Source organism: Nonomuraea sp. NPDC049269, from assembly GCF_043197155.1.
Lineage (GTDB): Bacteria > Actinomycetota > Actinomycetes > Streptosporangiales > Streptosporangiaceae > Nonomuraea.
In genome coordinates, this window is record NZ_JBICSO010000007.1 from 290,627 (window position 1) to 306,143 (window position 15,517).

Annotated in this window: 13 protein-coding genes; 8 read left to right on the top strand and 5 right to left on the bottom strand. The window is 70.7% G+C overall.

Annotated elements, in window-relative coordinates; genetic code table 11:
* Positions 1-462 precede the first annotated feature (462 nt).
* Positions 463-2,820 carry a M28 family peptidase gene (locus ACGFNP_RS36920; RefSeq protein WP_393326684.1) on the bottom strand — a complete coding sequence of 786 codons (2,358 nt, stop codon included), beginning with the start codon at positions 2,818-2,820 and terminating at the stop codon, positions 463-465.
* Positions 2,821-3,038: 218 nt separating this feature from the next.
* Between ACGFNP_RS36920 and ACGFNP_RS36925 the strand changes: the two genes are divergently transcribed.
* Positions 3,039-3,482, top strand: coding sequence for a hypothetical protein (locus tag ACGFNP_RS36925; RefSeq protein WP_358317935.1), 444 nt, complete (start codon positions 3,039-3,041; stop codon positions 3,480-3,482).
* Here the strand turns inward: ACGFNP_RS36925 and ACGFNP_RS36930 are convergent.
* Positions 3,374-3,994, bottom strand: a complete 621-nt coding sequence (locus ACGFNP_RS36930) for a hypothetical protein (RefSeq protein WP_358317934.1) — start codon at positions 3,992-3,994, stop codon at positions 3,374-3,376. The genes ACGFNP_RS36925 and ACGFNP_RS36930 overlap by 109 nt on opposite strands.
* Before the next feature lie 181 nt (positions 3,995-4,175).
* Here ACGFNP_RS36930 and ACGFNP_RS36935 point away from each other — a divergent pair, with 181 nt between their 5' ends.
* From ACGFNP_RS36935 to ACGFNP_RS36950, 4 genes are all read left to right on the top strand, one after another.
* Positions 4,176-6,371 carry a histidine kinase gene (locus ACGFNP_RS36935; protein ID WP_393326687.1) on the top strand — a complete coding sequence of 732 codons (2,196 nt, stop codon included), beginning with the start codon at positions 4,176-4,178 and terminating at the stop codon, positions 6,369-6,371.
* Positions 6,368-7,018 (top strand): response regulator transcription factor, encoded by a 651-nt coding sequence (locus ACGFNP_RS36940; RefSeq protein ID WP_358317932.1) that lies wholly within the window; start codon positions 6,368-6,370, stop codon positions 7,016-7,018. Before ACGFNP_RS36935 ends, ACGFNP_RS36940 begins: the two co-directional genes overlap by 4 nt.
* Before the next feature lie 105 nt (positions 7,019-7,123).
* Entirely contained in the window at positions 7,124-8,053 is a 930-nt protein-coding gene (locus ACGFNP_RS36945) for an ATP-binding cassette domain-containing protein (protein WP_393326690.1), read from the top strand.
* Positions 8,050-9,609, top strand: a complete 1,560-nt coding sequence (locus tag ACGFNP_RS36950) for an ABC transporter permease subunit (protein ID WP_393326693.1) — start codon at positions 8,050-8,052, stop codon at positions 9,607-9,609. The genes ACGFNP_RS36945 and ACGFNP_RS36950 overlap by 4 nt, the downstream gene beginning before the upstream one ends.
* Positions 9,610-9,729: 120 nt before the next feature.
* Here ACGFNP_RS36950 and ACGFNP_RS36955 read toward each other — a convergent pair whose 3' ends face one another.
* Complete coding sequence (locus ACGFNP_RS36955) at positions 9,730-10,677, bottom strand: ankyrin repeat domain-containing protein (RefSeq protein ID WP_393326696.1); 948 nt, start codon at positions 10,675-10,677, stop codon at positions 9,730-9,732.
* 204 nt (positions 10,678-10,881) lie between these two features.
* The gene (locus ACGFNP_RS36960; RefSeq protein WP_393326699.1) at positions 10,882-11,496 is read right to left on the bottom strand and encodes an LUD domain-containing protein; all 615 of its coding nucleotides are present in this window, start codon (positions 11,494-11,496) and stop codon (positions 10,882-10,884) included.
* A gap of 196 nt (positions 11,497-11,692) precedes the next feature.
* Here ACGFNP_RS36960 and sigJ point away from each other — a divergent pair, with 196 nt between their 5' ends.
* The gene (sigJ, locus tag ACGFNP_RS36965) at positions 11,693-12,580 is read left to right on the top strand and encodes an RNA polymerase sigma factor SigJ (RefSeq protein ID WP_393326702.1); all 888 of its coding nucleotides are present in this window, start codon (positions 11,693-11,695) and stop codon (positions 12,578-12,580) included.
* Between the two features lie 210 nt (positions 12,581-12,790).
* Here the strand turns inward: sigJ and ACGFNP_RS36970 are convergent, their stop codons facing one another.
* On the bottom strand, positions 12,791-13,648 hold the full coding sequence (locus tag ACGFNP_RS36970; RefSeq protein WP_358317925.1) for a helix-turn-helix transcriptional regulator: 858 nt from the start codon (positions 13,646-13,648) through the stop codon (positions 12,791-12,793).
* Positions 13,649-13,734: 86 nt separating this feature from the next.
* Here ACGFNP_RS36970 and ACGFNP_RS36975 point away from each other — a divergent pair, with 86 nt between their 5' ends.
* Both ACGFNP_RS36975 and ACGFNP_RS36980 read left to right on the top strand, forming a co-directional pair.
* Complete coding sequence (locus tag ACGFNP_RS36975) at positions 13,735-14,520, top strand: SDR family oxidoreductase (RefSeq protein WP_358317924.1); 786 nt, start codon at positions 13,735-13,737, stop codon at positions 14,518-14,520.
* A 161-nt stretch (positions 14,521-14,681) separates the two neighbouring features.
* Positions 14,682-15,383, top strand: a complete 702-nt coding sequence (locus ACGFNP_RS36980) for a 2-phosphosulfolactate phosphatase (RefSeq protein ID WP_393326706.1) — start codon at positions 14,682-14,684, stop codon at positions 15,381-15,383.
* Positions 15,384-15,517: the final 134 nt, after the last annotated feature.

Sequence of the window (15,517 nt, forward strand, 5' to 3'; positions counted from 1 at the left end):
ACCGTCAACTCCACGGACTTCACCACTGGCGGCGCCACCGCCCCCGAGACCATCGCGAAGAGGTTCGTCGACTACTCCCCGGGCCCGGCCACGAACACGACCGGTAGCGCGACGTTCACTCCCGGAACGGCTGGCGACCTCGGCTCCGCGCGTATCGCCTTCTCCGCCGCCGACGGCGCGGGGAACAACTCCGTCACCTGGAACGACGATCACCGTGGCCTTGCCGGCCGATGTCGTCGCTGGGACCTACACCGGCGCCATCACCCACTCGGCCGCTTAGTGCCTTCGTCACAGCTTGATGGGGCGAACGGCGAGCCGTACACCCCAGGTGATCGCCTTCCCCTATGTATCACCTCCCCCGCCCACGGACCCGTCAAGATCGGCCCTCGTCTCAGCGGGTGCGGCGGCGCCGTTCGACTACGTACGGACGGATCAGCCGAGGAACCCGGCGGGAGGCGGCGTTCAGGCGGGCCGTAAATCGTAGGTGCGCGTGACCGCGATCAGGTCGCCGTCCTCGCGGGTGGACGCCACCAGGCCTGGCGGCCTGGGCGTGAAGCCGGGCACCGCGGATAGGCCGTCGGTCTCAGCGATCGCCGTGAGGCGCACGGGGTCCGTACCCGGCACGCGCAGGGTGATGTCGACGCCCCTGGCGGGGATGCCGCGGAAGCGGATCTCGCCAGGCCAGGTGTTGGCCCGAATGCCACTGACGGGCACGGTCACCTGGGTGAGCCCGGTGGCGCCCGCCGTGACCTGGGTGATCGGCCGCTCGACGCGCAGTGTCACCGAGCGTGCGCCCTTCCCCGCCCGCACCCGCAACCTGATCGTGTCCCCGGCGCGGGAGAGTATGGCCACGCGGGGCCCTTCGGTCTCGATCACCGGCGCGTCGCCGGTCCACAGCGTGCGCCGTGCGTAGCCCGCCGGCAGCGATCCGGTGTCCCGGCTGGAGATGTATCGCCTGGTCCAGGCAGTGGGATCGGCGTCGCCGCTGACCCAGTGGGCCACCCGGGTGTCGGCGTTGAGGACGTACGCGAGGTGCGAGCGCTGAGGGTTTGCCGCATCGAAGGCGTCCGTCGCCAGCCCGACGCCGGTCAGCGCCACCGCGAGCACGGCGACGACCACGACACCAAGGACGCTGCCACGGTGAGTGCCACTTCCACGGCCACCGCCACCTTCGCGGCCGGGAACGGGGCTGCGGCGAGGCTCGGGGAGTGCCAGTTCTGCGAGTGGCAGCAGTGTCAGCCCGAACAGGGTGAGGACCAGGGCGCTCACACCGCCGAGCGCGAGCCCCATCCCGTCGAACGCCGTCCCCGCCAGCGCGGGCAGCAGCATCGCGGCCATGGACGCGCCAAGCGTGAGCGCGACGACTCGCCACACCGCTCCTGGCAGCAGCAGCGCGGCCAGGCCACCCAGCGCGCACAGCAGGGCGGGAAGGGTCAGGACGAAGGCCGCCCCGGGCGCGAACCACGCGGCCAGCACACCCAGCCCGGCAGGCCATACCAGCGCGCCGATGGCCAGCGCGGCGGGACCGAGGCGGCCTCGCAAGGGCAGGTACCAGGTCAGCAGCGCCAGCGCGGCCAGCAGCATGACCGCCGCCTGGTAGGCCGACGGGCGATGCAGCAGGCCACCCATCCCGTCGTACGCGGGCCGCAGGGCGACCAGCACCTCCCACAGCCCTTGCGCGAGGATCACCGCCAGGACCAGGGGCACTGCGGCGGACGCCGCCGCGACGATGATCCGGGGGATGCTCGCCAGCCGCGCCCTGCGCGCCAACAGCGCCAGCCCCGCGACCGCGAGTACGGCCAGCACCGCGAGCGGCCAGACCAGCCAGCCGGGGTACGTCACCATGACACCAAGAATCCGGAAGTACGTGACGTCATGGTCCGCCGCCAGCGCGGGCAGGTCCGCGTCCCCCAAGGTGCGCGCCAGAGCCAGCATGGTGGAGCCATGGTGTTGCAGGCTGCCGTGGTCGAGGTTGGCGATGGAGTCGTCGGCGGTGTGATAGCGCGAGGAGCGCTCGATATAGGCGAAGTTCATGCCGGTGAAGCCCGCTTTGGCCAGCGGAGTGAAGTCGGTGTTGTTCGGTAGCAGCCGGTACAGCTCGGTCATCACGGAGTCGCCTCGTGGATGCGGCGCGGCGGCGGCGAACGTACTCACCAGTCCCGCGTTGTTCCTTGAGGTCTCGAACATCAGGGACGGCCCGCTGACTCCGCGCGCCTCCCAGTTGAGCAGCACTCCGCCCTTGCGTCCCAGGGGGTGTTCGCGGACGAACGCCTCCGCGCCGAGCACGCCGTCCTCCTCGCCGTCCGTCATCAGCAGCACCAGGTCGTTGCGGAGGGGGGCGGTGCCCAGCGCTCGTACGGTCTCCAGCATGGCGGCCACCGCCGCTCCGTCATCGGAGGCGCCGGGCCCGACCGCCGCGGAGTCGTAGTGGGCGGCGATCAGTAACGTGCCCGTCGCGTCGCTGCCTCGCCTGGTGGCCACCACATTGTCCACCTGCCCGAACGACGCCAGCCCCGACGAGGAGTTCGCCCCGATCGCCCGCTGGACCTCCACGTCGAGCCCCGCCGCCCGCAGTTGTCCGACCAGATAGGTTCTGGCCCGGTCGCCCGCCGGGCTGCCGAGCGGCCGCGGCTCAGCGGCGAACCGTTCGAGGTGGCGCAGGGCGCGTTCGGCACTGAACTCCCGGCCCGGCGCCGAGGCGGGGAGGGGCTGCATCGTGCTTTGCCCCATCGCCGTCAGCATGATCGCTCCGGCCAGGGTGAGCAGTGCCAGCAGTCCCGCCAGCGTGCGGCGCGGGACGTCGATCAACTTTCCCATCATGACGAGAAACGCTAGGTCCGGGGGTCCGAGCGCCGGAATGAAGCGCGTACCCGGATCTGGCTGCGGTTTTCCACAGCTCACTCTGCCAGCATGTAGTCGCGCGGTGGATTCACAGTCGTGGCCGGCTGCCGGCACGGCCCGGGTGATGTGGCCATGTCGACTCGAGATAGACCGAAAGGCAGATGTAGCCCTGCCCGGACCCCTGCCAGCCTGTGATCATGCACAAGCTCGGGAAGGTCGCCACCGCTCTGATGACGGTCCTGGCGGCGGTTCACATACCCGCGGCGGCGAGCGCCGACTCGGCCTTGACCTGGCAGGACTGCGGCAACGGGCTGCGCTGCGGCCAGGTGGACGTACCCGCTGACTGGGCTCGCCCAGGCCGTGGCGAGCGGATCACGCTCGGCCTGGCCATGCTGCCCGCCGTGGACCAGGCGCACAAGAAGGGAACCCTCCTGGTCAACCTCGGCGGTCCCGCCCCGCAACTCGAGCCCTTCCCCGCCGCCCCCTCCGATTTCTCCCGTATCGCGCTATGCGCTGACTTCCCCTATCCCAGTCACAGCTTGGTGGGGCGGGCGGCGAGGCGTACGCCCAGGTGGGCGTGTGTGCCGAGGAGCCACGCAGCGCTGACGTACACCGACGCGGTGGAGCCGGCGAAGGCCTGAGCCACCATGGCCACCGGGAACCACATCCCCGTGAGCAGCGGCAGCCAGCGGAACGCGCCCTGGTAGCGGCCCTTGACCGCGATGGTGATGCCCAGGGCCAGCATGCCGAGCTGGCTGAGCGGCCAGCAGGCGTCCAGGATCATCAGCGGCAGCGGGAAGTCGTCGTAGCCGACGTAGCCGAAGGACAGCGCGTTGAGCAGGAACGCGCCAGGCAGCAGCACGAGCAGTCCCGCCGGGATCACCCGGGTCCACCCGTCACCGGCACCGCGCGTGGACAGCACCGTCCAGACATAGGCGAAGACCCCCGCGACGAACAGCATTCCGGTGATGGTGTCGAGCGTCTGGGGGCCCTCCTGGATCTTGTCTCCCACGATGAGGGTGCCGGCCGCCCAGGCCGTGGCCCCGACGGCCAGGAACAGCCCGGAGAGCTGGATGCGAGCCGGGTTCACGGTGCGCCGGTCGGCCACGGGCTCGTTGGGGTTGACGTTGCTGGGCACCACGTGACTGGACATCGTTCGTTCCTCCGTTGTGTGTCGGTGGGCCTACGATCGCGGCCGTGTGTCCCGGGCGCCCAGGGAGCAGGGCCACGCGGGACAGTCCCGGCTTCGCCCTCCGTGACCGGGCCAAATGTCCCGATCGGGAAGGGACAGCGCCCCCGTGAAGGCGGGACGCGCGGTGTGGCACGCTGGCGGCGTGTCCGATCCCTCTCCCACCGACCCCGCCCCACCCGCGCGGGAGCGCGCCTCCGCCGCGGACGACGACACCACGCGCAACGCTGCGGACGGCGCCGCGCCCAACACCGCGAACAGCGCTGCGGACGACGCCACGCCCAACACCGCGAACAGCACCGCAGACGACGCCGCGCCCAACACCGCGGACCGGCGGATCGCGGCGGCGGCGACGGCGCTGGCCGCGCTGTGTGTTGTGGCCTGTGGTGCCGCCACCTGGGTCGATGTGGTGACGGGGACGGTGAGCCGGCCGGGGCCGCTGGACTGGGCCGTGTGGTCCTCGACCGTGCCCGGCGCGGCCCTCGCGATCGCCGGAGCCGTGCTCGGGGTACGGCTGCCGCGCCACCTCATGACCTGGCTGCTGCTCGGCGGCGGCGCCGTGGCCGCCCTCAACGGCCTGGCCAGCGCGTACGCGGTGCTGTCGCTGACCCGCCACGACGGCACGCTGCCCCTCACCGCGGGCGCGTTCTACGCCGGCGCGCGGCTGGGCCCGCTGCTGAACCTGCTCCCCCTGCTCATCCTGCTGTTCTTCCCCGACGGGCGGCTGCCGTCGCCGCACTGGCGGTGGGCCGCGTGGCTCTCGCTCGGGGCCACGGGGCTGGCCGTCCTGACGTTCTTGGCCGTCCCATGGCGGATCGAGTTGGGGGACGGCGAGTGGCCGGGGCTCGACCTGCCGCTGCCGCCGATTCCGGATGAGTTCTGGCGCTCCGCGCTGGCCTTGGCGCCGGTTCTGCTGGTGGTGAGCCTCCTGGTGCCGGTGGCGGCCTTCGCCTGGCGGTTCAGGGGCTCCACCGGCGTGCGGCGGGCGCAGCTTCGCTGGATGCTGCTGGCAGCGGTGCTGAACATGATCCTGATCCTGGTCCCCGCCGTCGTGGACGGAGTGCCGCAGGACCTGTCCTTCGTCGTTTCGCTGCTGTCGCTCGCCGCGGCCGTCCTGATCGCGGTGAGCCGGTACCGGCTCTACGACATCGATCCGGTGCTCGGCTGGACCATGCTGTACGGCGGGCTCGCGGTGGCCGTCGTCGCGATCGACGTACCCGTCTTCGTGGGCATGGGGGCGCTCATCGACGAGCCGATCGCCGCGGTCCTGGCGGCGGTCGTGGTGGGGGTGGTCTACGCGCCGCTGCGGGAGCGGGTCCGGCAGTGGGTGAACCGGGTACTGGCAGGGCGGGCGGAGCCGTACGACGTGGTCTCGGTCCTGGCCCGGCGGCTTGAGGAATCCGTGCGGCCCGAGGAGTTGCTGCTGGAGGCCGCCACAGCCGTGGCGGCGGCGTTCCGCTCGCCGTACGTGCGAGTCGAGCTGGACCGCGCGGACGGCCGGACCGTCGTGGTGGAGCACGGCACGCCCAGGGAGGACGTCGTCGTGCTGCCGTTCTCCTACCGCGAGGCGCTGATCGGGCGGTTCGCCCTGGTGCCGCGCGCGGGCGCGCGGCCGACCGAGTCCGACCAGCGGTTGCTGGCCGACGTGGTACGCCAGGCGGCCGCCGCCGTACGGGCGACCGCTCTGACCGAGGAGCTCCAGCACAGCCGCGAACGCCTGGTCACCGGCGTGGCCGAAGAACGCCGCAGGTTGCGCAGGGACCTGCACGACGGGCTGGGACCCACGCTGGCCGCCGCCGCGCTGAAGGTGGAGGCGGCGCACAATCTGGCGGTCCGCGACACCGACGCCGCCCGGGAGGCGCTGGACCAGGTCAGGACGGACCTGGCCACGATGCTCGGCGACGTACGGCGGCTGGTGCACGACCTGCATCCGCCGGCCCTGGACCAGTTCGGCCTGGCCGGCGCGCTGCGGCAGGCGGCCGACCGGTTCCGGGACGGCGGGCTCGCCGTGCGGGTGGACGCGGAGGGGAATCTCGCGGGGCTGCCGGCCGCGACCGAGGTGGCGGCGTACCGGATCGTCTGCGAGGCTCTGACGAACGTCGCCCGGCACTCCGGCGCGGCCAACTGCCACGTGCGCGTCGCCGTGGCCGGGAGCACGCTGGAGGTCGAGGTGACGGACGACGGGCGCGGCGTCCGCCAGGGCGCCCTCGTCGGGGTGGGCCTGGTCGGCATGCGCGAGCGCGCGGAAGAGTTGGGCGGCCGGTGCGCGGTCGGGGCCCGGCGCGGCGGCGGGACCCGGGTCCACGCGGTTCTGCCCGCCGGGGCGGTGACCGCTTCGTGACGCCGCGCGTTCTGCTCGCCGACGACCATCCGGTGTATCGGAACGGCCTGCGCATGATGCTCGACTCCACGGGCCAGGCCGAAGTGGTGGATACCGCCGCAGATGGGGAGGAGGCGGTCGCGAAGGCTATCGAGCTCCGCCCGCAGGTCGTCGTGATGGACCTGCGGATGCCCCGGCTGGACGGCGTGCGGGCCACCGAACGGATCGTCGCCGCCTGCCCGCAGACGCACGTGCTGGTGCTGACGATGCACGAGGACGACGAGAGCGTGTTCGCCGCCATGCTCGCGGGCGCCCGGGGCTACCTGCTCAAGGGCGCCGACCAGGCCGAGATCCTGCGGGCGATCACGGCCGTGGCCAGCGGGGAAGTGATCTTCGGGCCGGCGCTCGCGGGCCGGGTGACGCGCTACTTCGCCAGGCTGGCCGCGGCCCGGCCGGTACGCGAGGAGCCGTTTCCTCAGCTCACGGCGCGGGAGCGGGAGATACTCGAGCTCATCGCGGCCGGCCTGTCCAACCGGGTGATCGCCGAGCGCCTGTCGCTGTCGCCGAAGACGGTGCGCAACAACGTGTCCAATGTCTTCACCAAGTTGCAGGTCGCCGACCGCGCCCAAGCCATCATCCGGGCCCGCGAGGCCGGCCTCGGCCAGTGACCGGCATCCCTCATGTGAGGGACGGCGGGTCCCCCGAGTCAGCGATGGTGAAGATGGCTCGTCGGCGTGACGACCTGTGGCGTACCGCTGCCTAGTGTGCCGTGCATGGAAGCAACGATCGAGGTCGTCGGGCTGCGTAAGCGGTTCGGTCAGACCATGGCATTGGACGGGATGTCCTTCACCGTGGAGCCGGGGCAGGTGACCGGTTTCGTCGGCCCGAACGGGGCGGGGAAGTCCACCACGATGCGGGTGATCCTCGGCCTGGACGCGGCCGGCGAGGGCAGCGCGCTGGTGGGCGGGCGGCCGTACACCGGCCTGCGCAACCCGTTGCATCACGTCGGCGCGCTGCTGGACGCCGCCGCTCTCCAGCCGAGCCGTACCGCCCGCAACCATCTGCTGTGGCTGGCCCACTCCCAGGGGTTGGGTGCCAGGCGGGTCGATGAGGTGATCGAGCAGGTCGGGCTGGGCTCGGCGGCCCGGCGGCGGGCGGGTGGCTTCTCTTTGGGGATGCGGCAGCGGCTCGGCATCGCCGCGGCGCTGCTCGGTGACCCGCCGGTGCTGATGTTGGACGAACCGGTCAACGGCCTGGATCCCGAGGGCATCGTGTGGATGCGCGGGCTGCTTCGGTCGCTGGCCGCCGAGGGGCGCGCCGTGCTGGTCTCCAGCCATCTGATGAGCGAGCTCGAGGACACCGCCGGCCATCTCGTGGTGGTGGGCCGCGGCCGGGTGATCGCCGACACCAGCGTGGCCGAGTTGATCGCCACCGCCTCCACCGGCCGGGTCAGCCTGCGTACCACCGCCCGCTCGGAGGCGATGAGCGCGCTGGCCCACGCCGGCGCCACCGTGGCCGCGACCGACCGCGACACCCTGACCGTGACCGGCCTGGCGGCCGAACACATCGTGGCCCTGCTCACCCGGGACGCGGTGCCCTTCTCCGAGGTCGCCGCGCACCGCGCCACGCTGGAGGAGGCGTACATGAATCTGACCCGGAACACGGTCGACTTCCGCGCCGCAGAGCAGGAGGTCGCGCGATGACCAGCACCATCACCCCGTACCGGTCCGATCTGCGGGCCGGCCGGGACGGGTTCGCGCAACTTCTGCGCGCCGAATGGACCAAGTTCCGGACGGTCCGCGGCTGGGTGCTCACCATGACGGCCGCGGCACTGGCCACCGTACTGCTCGGCCTGGGATTCTCGGCGGCCAGCCATTCCTCGTGCAGCGAGGGTCCGATCGAGGTCGCCTGCCCCATCCCGCCGCTGGGACCTGGCGGCGAAGCGGTGCGGGACCGGCTCTATTTCGTCAACCGGCCACTGACCGGCGACGGCAGCATCACCGCCCGCCTGACCTCCATGTCCGGCATCATCACCTATCCTCCGCCCAACCACGACCAGATCGTCCCCGGGCTCGTGCCGTGGGCGAAGGCCGGACTGATCATCAAGCAGAGCATCAAGCAGGGGTCGGCGTACGCCGCCGTGATGGTCACCGGCAGCCACGGGGTGCGGATGCAGCACAACTTCACGCACGACACGGGTGGGGGCTCGACGACGTTCCCGCGCTGGCTGCGATTGACCCGCTCCGGCGACATCCTCACCGGCTACGAGTCGGCCGACGGCAAGCAGTGGACCAAGGTCGGCACCGCTGACCTGACCGGGCTGCCGGACACCGTACGCATCGGGCTCTTCGCCAACTCGCCGGGCGACCTGACGGTGGAGCAGGGCTCGCTCGGCGGGAGCAACACCCAACTGCGCTTCACCCAGACCACCGCCGTCTTCGACCAGGTCAGCGTGCAGGGCGACGTACCCCGTGGCGCGTGGAGCCGCGACGATGTGGGAGTCGACGGAAAGACCGACTGGGAGCGTTACCGTCAGGCGAACGGGCTCGTCGAGTCCGGCGGCACGCTCACCGTGAGCGGGACCGGCGACATCGCGCCCATCAGCGACGGCCAGTCCATCGAGCGCACCCTCATCGGCGCGCTGGTCGGGCTGATCGCGGTGATGGTGGTGGCGGTGCTGTTCATCACCGCCGAATACCGGCGGGGCCTGATCCGCACCAGCCTGCTCGCCAGCCCGCGGCGCGGCCGGGTGCTGGCGGCCAAGGCCACCGTGATCGGCCTGGTCACCTTCACCGCCGGCCTGGTCAGCGCCGCCGTGACGGTGCCGATCTGCACGCGGATCCTGCGCGCCAACGGCACCTACCCCCTGCCAGTGAGTCCGCTCACCGAACTGCGGGTGATCGTCGGCACCGCGGCGCTGCTCGCCGCCGCCGCCGTGTTCGCCTTGGGGCTGGGCGCGTTGTTCCGGCGCAGCGCCGTGGCGATCACCGTCGCCGTCGCGACCGTCCTGCTGCCGTACCTCCTGGCCACCGTCTCCAGTCTGCCTCTGGGCGTGTCGCAGTGGCTGCTGCGGCTCACTCCGGCGGCCGGGTTCGCCATCCAGCAGAGCGTGCAGGAGTATCCGCAGGTGCTCGCGTACTACGCGCCGCAGATGGGCTACTTCCCGCTGGCGCCGTGGGCCGGCCTCGCCGTACTGGGCGGGTACGCGGCGCTCGCCCTCGGCCTGGCCATCCTCCGGGTACGTCGGAAAGACGCTTGACCTGCTCCGGCGGGGCGGGTGGCCTACCTCACAGGTCGCTGGGCACTTCGCGGTGCCACTGCCGCCCTGCTCGGTGGCGAGCTGCCGGACCGTCGACCCCTCCAGTCCCACACCTGTTCCTCAGCCCAGGTTTGCGGGGATTCGCAGGTAGTCGTCGGGCAAACCGGTGATCGCCCGGCCGCTGGTCATGCGCAGGCCTGCGGCGGCGCAGCAGTACGCCACGGCCTGGTGGTGATAGAGGTAGGTGGTGAGGATGTCCTCGGCGGAGGCGTCAGGGGAGACGGTGCCGCCGCCAGGGTGCGTGTCCCATTGCTCGACGACGCCATCGCGGGCAATGCTCCCTTGGTCGCCGCTGCTGGGGTTGGCGTAAAGCGCGTAGCAGACGGTGCCGGCCGACAGGCGCTCGAGGACGCGGTGGCTGCACGGGAGGGCGCCCCATTGCTGGCTGACGACACATCCGCCGGGCACTTCGGTGATGCCGACGGTGGTGCGAGAGTCCATGCTGGACGACAGGTACTCGTCGTCATCCTCGTAGGCCTGTTCGGCCTCCAGCCGTCGTACGGCTTCGGCCATGCCGATCCCGGCGACGCAGACCAGGCCCAGCCCCTCGTACTCGAGTTCGCCCAGGGCGTCGATCAGGCGTCTGGCCTCCGCGACGGCCGCGGTCTCGGCGGCGGACAAGCTGGGCCGGCCTGGCGGGAGGGGGAACAGGTCGGGTGTGGGACTGGCCAGACTGAGCCTTCCGGGCGTCCAGCCGGACATCATCGGCCGCCACGGGTCGGCACCGGCGGCGAGCAGGGCGAGGGCGTTGTCGGGGCGGTTGGCGAAGACGGCTCGCCAGAGTGCGGTGTGGCCCTGGTGCTCGGCGTCGACGTCGTCAACGCGAGCGGCCAACTCCGCTATCACCTCGGGTGAGCCGAGCTCGGCTGCGGCATGTAACGGCCGCCCGTGGTGGTGCACACCCGCGTTGGGATCCGCGCCGGCGTCGAGGCGCGCGCGAATCAGGTGGGCATCCGCCCAGTCGTCCCAGCTGGTGCCGGACCAGTCTGCGCCGCCGGTGGCCATCATGCTCACTCCTTGGGTTCGTACGGAATGGACGTCCGCCATGATGGCGTGCGCGACAGACAAATCCCCTTAGAGCCCGCGCAGCAGGGTCCAGAAGCAGCGCGGGCACGGAGCCTCAAGATCACGTGGGTGCCTGCTCCCTGTGATCGAAAACGAGGATGTCCGTGCCCGCTGCCACCTTGACTTCAAACTGGAGGACCTGGGGTGTCAGAATCCGATGGCTTCGCGGAGCAGCAGAACGGTGCCGCGTCCGGGGTGGGGCTCCGCGTTGAGGACGAGAAGGCGGTTGAGGGCACTGGGCACCCCGTACGCCTTCATGGCGCGCTCGTTCTCCAGCGGGAGGCAGTGGTCTTCGATGCGGCGCAGCGCGGCGCTCAGGTCAGGGACCACCTTCTGCGCTCCGACGACCCAGATCACGCGGCCCGCGGCGCCCGAGTAGCCGGCCAGCTGGCTTCCGCTGGCCGAGGCGGCCACAAGGGAGCCGGTCTCGGTGACCGCGGCGACGCTGCCCACAATGACGTCGGGGCAGGCGATCATCCGCCAGATCTCGGCCATTTGGGTGGCGCGGTCCATGGTCACGCTGCGTGCCTTGACGGACTTGTATCGCCCGCTTTGGTTGATGTCCTCATCGATGCCGGACAGGCGGAGGGTCTCGCTGGCCCCGGTGAACACGCTGGCGCCCTCGGGAATCAGGTCTTTGACGCGGGTACGCGCGGCGGCGGCGTCATCGAGGATTTCGACGGCGAAATTGTTCGCCCTCAACGCGGCGGCCACCCGCTCCAGGGTCTGCGCGGGCGCCGAGTCAGTGAACGAAGTCGTCATGGTGTCTCCTGGCTGGTGTGTTCGTCTCTTCGGGTACGACAAGACCGCCCGCCGGAATGTGAGGCAGGCGCCGACCTCACATTCCGGCGGGGTGTCTTGTCGAAGTGGTGAGAGCAGATGAGACCGAGAAGGGCCGGCAACACCCATGACCAACGAATCCAGGCCAGGACCAGGCCGGTCCGATCCAGCTCTGAGCATGATCATCAGCGAGCAGCGGCAGCTGATCAATCTTGCCTACCGGCTGCTCGGCTCGCTGGCCGAGGCCGAGGATGTCGTCCAGGAGACCTACGCTCGCTGGTACGCCATGTCCAGCCAGCAGCGGGACGCCATCGCGTCCCCCGGCGCGTGGCTGACGACGGTCGCCAGCCGCATCTGCCTCAACTTGCTCAACTCAGCACGGGCCCGGCGAGAGACCTACGTGGGCGAATGGATCCCCGAGCCGCTGCCCGAGCATACGGAGTGGGCCACCGAGCGGCCGGGCGGCACGACCGTCGACCCGGCCGACCGGGTCACCCTGGATGAGTCGGTCAACCTGGCCTTCCTGGTCGTGCTCGAATCGATGACCCCGGCCGAGCGCGTCGCGTTCATCCTGCACGACGTCTTCCGCTACTCCTTCGCCGAAGTGGCCGAAATCGTCGGCCGTACCCCGGCGGCATGCCGACAGCTGGCCTCCTCGGCCCGCCGCCGCATCCAGGCCTCACAGGCACCCGCGACTCCCGTGGCCCAGCAGGCCGGCGTCGTCCGGGCCTTCAAAGCGGCGTGGGAGGCCAAGGACATCGATGCCCTGATCGGCCTGCTCGACCCCGACGCCACGGCGATCGCCGATGGCGGCGGCCTCGCCATCACCTTCCCGCACCCCATCGAAGGCGGCGAGCAGATCGCGCACGCCTGGCTCGAAATCGCCCGCCGGAGGCCCGGCGACATGACGTTCCTGGAACGTACGGTCAATGGTCAGCCCGGCCTGGTGGCCCAGCAAGACGGCGTCATCGTGACGGTGTTCGCGTTCGAGGTCGCGGGCGACCGGATCAAGCACATCTGGGTAGTACGCAACCCCGCGAAACTCCGTCTCTGGACGACGGGCTGAGGCGCGTGTCCTCGGCGATGCCCCCGGTGCGACGCGCGCTTCGCTCAGCCTGGCCGGAGACCCGGACTCTTCGATCATCGCCCGCGTCAAGCGATCAAGCGATCGCTCGCCGGACGCGTTTCGACGGCCGGCACGAGCCAAGCTGGTGCTCGGAATGGATCACTGACCGCGAACGCCCAGGCGAGAAGGCATCCGTCGTGTCGGGCTCCGTCAGAGCGATGTGCTTGCGTCGATGCTCTCGGTTCCCAGCATATTCAGCAGCGCCAGAGCGTCCGCGTCATGGGATCCCTGTGGCGCGGTGTACAGCACGAGGTGCTGGTCGCGGTCGGTGAGTTTGAGGGAGTCGCAGTCGAGGGTGATCTCCCCGACGGCCGGGTGACGGAAGGTTTTCGTGAGCATCGGCGCCGCCTGCACGTCATGCCGTTCCCAGAGCCGGGTGAACTCGGGGCTGCCGTCGCGCAGTTCCTCGAGGAGACCGGTCACCGCGGGATCCGACGGGTACCGGGCGAGGGTGGCACGAAGCCCCATGACGACCTGGTGCCGGAACTCGGCGGCGTCGGAGATCCCATACAGCGGCGCGTCGGGCCGCGTCGGCCCGAGGAACGCCTTACGTGCGAGGTTGCGGTCTTCGGGGGCGAGCGCGGCGAAGTCTTCCATCAGGGCTGCCGCGAGATCGTTCCACGCGAGCACCTCAAACGCCGCGGACATCACGAACGCAGCTGTCTGCGGGAGCCGCTCAAGGAGCGCGAGAATGCTCGGGCGCACGTCGCGGCGGTGCAGTCCGGTACGGCTCGGCGCAGTGCCCGCGAGGACGTGGAGGTGATCGAACTCGGCGTCCGTAAGCCGCAGCGCGCCTGCGATCCCGGCGAGGACCTCGCCCGACGGTCGCGGTGCCCTGCCCTGCTCGAGACGGACGTAGTACTCGGTGGAGATGTGCGCGAGGACCGCCACCTCCTCGCGGCGCAGACCCGGCGTCCGGCGTCGCGCGCCCGAGGGGAGGCCGACGTCCTCCGGGCAAAGCCGCTCGCGACGGCTGCGGAGAAACGCCCCAAGCTCGTGCTTATCCATATCTCGAGTGTGCACGCCGCGCGGCTATTTATCGTAGTACCGCCTGTGCCTGTATCCGGACCCCCGGGGCCGCGCACGCTGTTGGTATGACGAACAACATCGACACCACGCCCGTCGGCCTGCTCACCGGCAAGGTCGTATTCATCACCGGCGCCAGCCGCGGCATCGGCGCAGCCGCAGCCCGGCTCTTCGCACGGGAGGGCGCCGCCGTCGTGCTCGCCGCCCGCGACACCGAAGCCCTCAACCGCATCGTCGCCGAGGTCCGCGCCGGCGGAGGCGTCGCCGACGCCGTCACCATGGACCTCGCCGACCGCGCGAGCATCCGCGCCGCCGTCGACCGTGTCGAGAAGCTGCACGGACGGCTCGACGGCGCTTTCAACAACGGCGCGGTCGCCCAGCAGCAGCCCGGCCCGCTCGAGACCACGAGCGACGAGGACATCGACGAGCAGTTCGCCGTGAACTTCCGCGCACACTGGACCGCCATGACCGCCGAGGCCGCGCTCATGCGTCAGAACGGGGGCGGGGCGATCGTCAACACCTCGAGCATCGGCAGCCGCCGTGCGGCACCCCCGCTGCCCGCATACGGCGCCATGAAGCGCGCGCTCAACAGCATCACCGAGACCGCCGCGGTGACCTGGGCCCCTGAGGGCATCCGGGTGAACGGCATCACCCCCGGCGGCACCGCCACGGAGATGATGGAGGAGTGGGAGGCAGCGACTCCCGGCATCATCGAGGCCAACAACGCGGCGACACCACTCGGCCGGATGGCCGAGCCCCGCGAGGTCGCCGAGGTGGCCGCGTGGCTGCTCAGCGACCGAGCCTCCATGGTGACCGGCGCGATCGTGCCGGTCGACGGCGGCGCCGGCGCCTGAATGGAGGGTCTCACCATGAACACGACAGGCAACGCGATTTTCGACCGCCGGCGGCGCTTCCGGTCGAGAAGGCGCACCAGGAGGTGTTGCGTTCCGAGGCCGTCGACTTGATGCATCACTCTCTGGGTGCCTCGGCTCGGGCATGCGCGATCATGGCCGGAATGGACACTCGTTTCCTTGGTATCGCTGATCTGGTCGAAGCCCCGTCCGTGGCGGTCGTGGTCGACGTCATGCGTGCATTCACCGTGGCCGCCTGGGCCTTTGCCCAGGGGGCGGAGAAGATCGTTCTTGCTGAGTCGCTGGACGAAGCCCTGGCGCTCAAGGCTCGCCACCCGGATTGGGTGGCACTCAAAGACGGTCCACCCGCGCCCGGGTTCGACACCGTCAACTCGCCGGGCCTGCTGCGGTCCATTGACCTTGGCGGACGGACCGTTGTGCAGAAGACCACGGCAGGGACAGTCGGCGCCCTTGCGGTCAAGGAGGCGCCGCTGGTGCTGTGCGCCAGCTTCGTGGTGGCGGAGGCAACGGCTCGGCTCTTGCGGACGAGCAAGAGTGACAGTGTCACGTTCGTGGTCACTGGCGAGGATGGGCAGGCCGATGAAGATCTGGCATGTGCTCAATACATCGCTCGGAGGGTCACCGAGGCTGGGACGGATGCCGCTGAGTTCCTCCGCCGCGCTGCCGAGTCGCGCGCCGCCGCCGAACTGGCGGAGGGGGTGCGTCAAGGAGTCCATCCTGATGACGTCGCGCTCTGTCTTGAGGTCGACCGGTTTCCCTTCGCCATGGTGGCGACCTTGGAAGGCTCGCTCATGGTCCTGCGTCCACACGCGACGCCTTCGCTGACTGACGAGGCCCCGGTCTGATCGCACTCTTGCAGGCCTCGGTCATTCTGCGGGTGAGTCGCGGATCTGGTTCTGAGGTTCCCCCCGTTGCACGGACACCTGAGCTTTGGGCACACAGGTTTCCGTGCAACCGGGGGAACCACAATTTAACCGAC

Excerpts from the sequence above, each read along its gene's own strand:
- ACGFNP_RS36950 (WP_393326693.1), top strand. The coding sequence starts at position 8,050 with ATGACCAGCACCATCACCCCGTACCGGTCCGATCTGCGGGCCGGCCGG.
- ACGFNP_RS36975 (WP_358317924.1), top strand. The coding sequence starts at position 13,735 with ATGACGAACAACATCGACACCACGCCCGTCGGCCTGCTCACCGGCAAG.
- ACGFNP_RS36980 (WP_393326706.1), top strand. The coding sequence starts at position 14,682 with ATGGACACTCGTTTCCTTGGTATCGCTGATCTGGTCGAAGCCCCGTCC.
- ACGFNP_RS36960 (WP_393326699.1), bottom strand. The coding sequence starts at position 11,496 with ATGACGACTTCGTTCACTGACTCGGCGCCCGCGCAGACCCTGGAGCGG.
- ACGFNP_RS36925 (WP_358317935.1), top strand. The coding sequence starts at position 3,039 with ATGCACAAGCTCGGGAAGGTCGCCACCGCTCTGATGACGGTCCTGGCG.
- ACGFNP_RS36970 (WP_358317925.1), bottom strand. The coding sequence starts at position 13,648 with ATGGATAAGCACGAGCTTGGGGCGTTTCTCCGCAGCCGTCGCGAGCGG.
- ACGFNP_RS36930 (WP_358317934.1), bottom strand. The coding sequence starts at position 3,994 with ATGTCCAGTCACGTGGTGCCCAGCAACGTCAACCCCAACGAGCCCGTG.
- ACGFNP_RS36920 (WP_393326684.1), bottom strand. The coding sequence starts at position 2,820 with ATGATGGGAAAGTTGATCGACGTCCCGCGCCGCACGCTGGCGGGACTG.
- sigJ (WP_393326702.1), top strand. The coding sequence starts at position 11,693 with ATGATCATCAGCGAGCAGCGGCAGCTGATCAATCTTGCCTACCGGCTG.
- ACGFNP_RS36955 (WP_393326696.1), bottom strand. The coding sequence starts at position 10,677 with ATGATGGCCACCGGCGGCGCAGACTGGTCCGGCACCAGCTGGGACGAC.
- ACGFNP_RS36945 (WP_393326690.1), top strand. The coding sequence starts at position 7,124 with ATGGAAGCAACGATCGAGGTCGTCGGGCTGCGTAAGCGGTTCGGTCAG.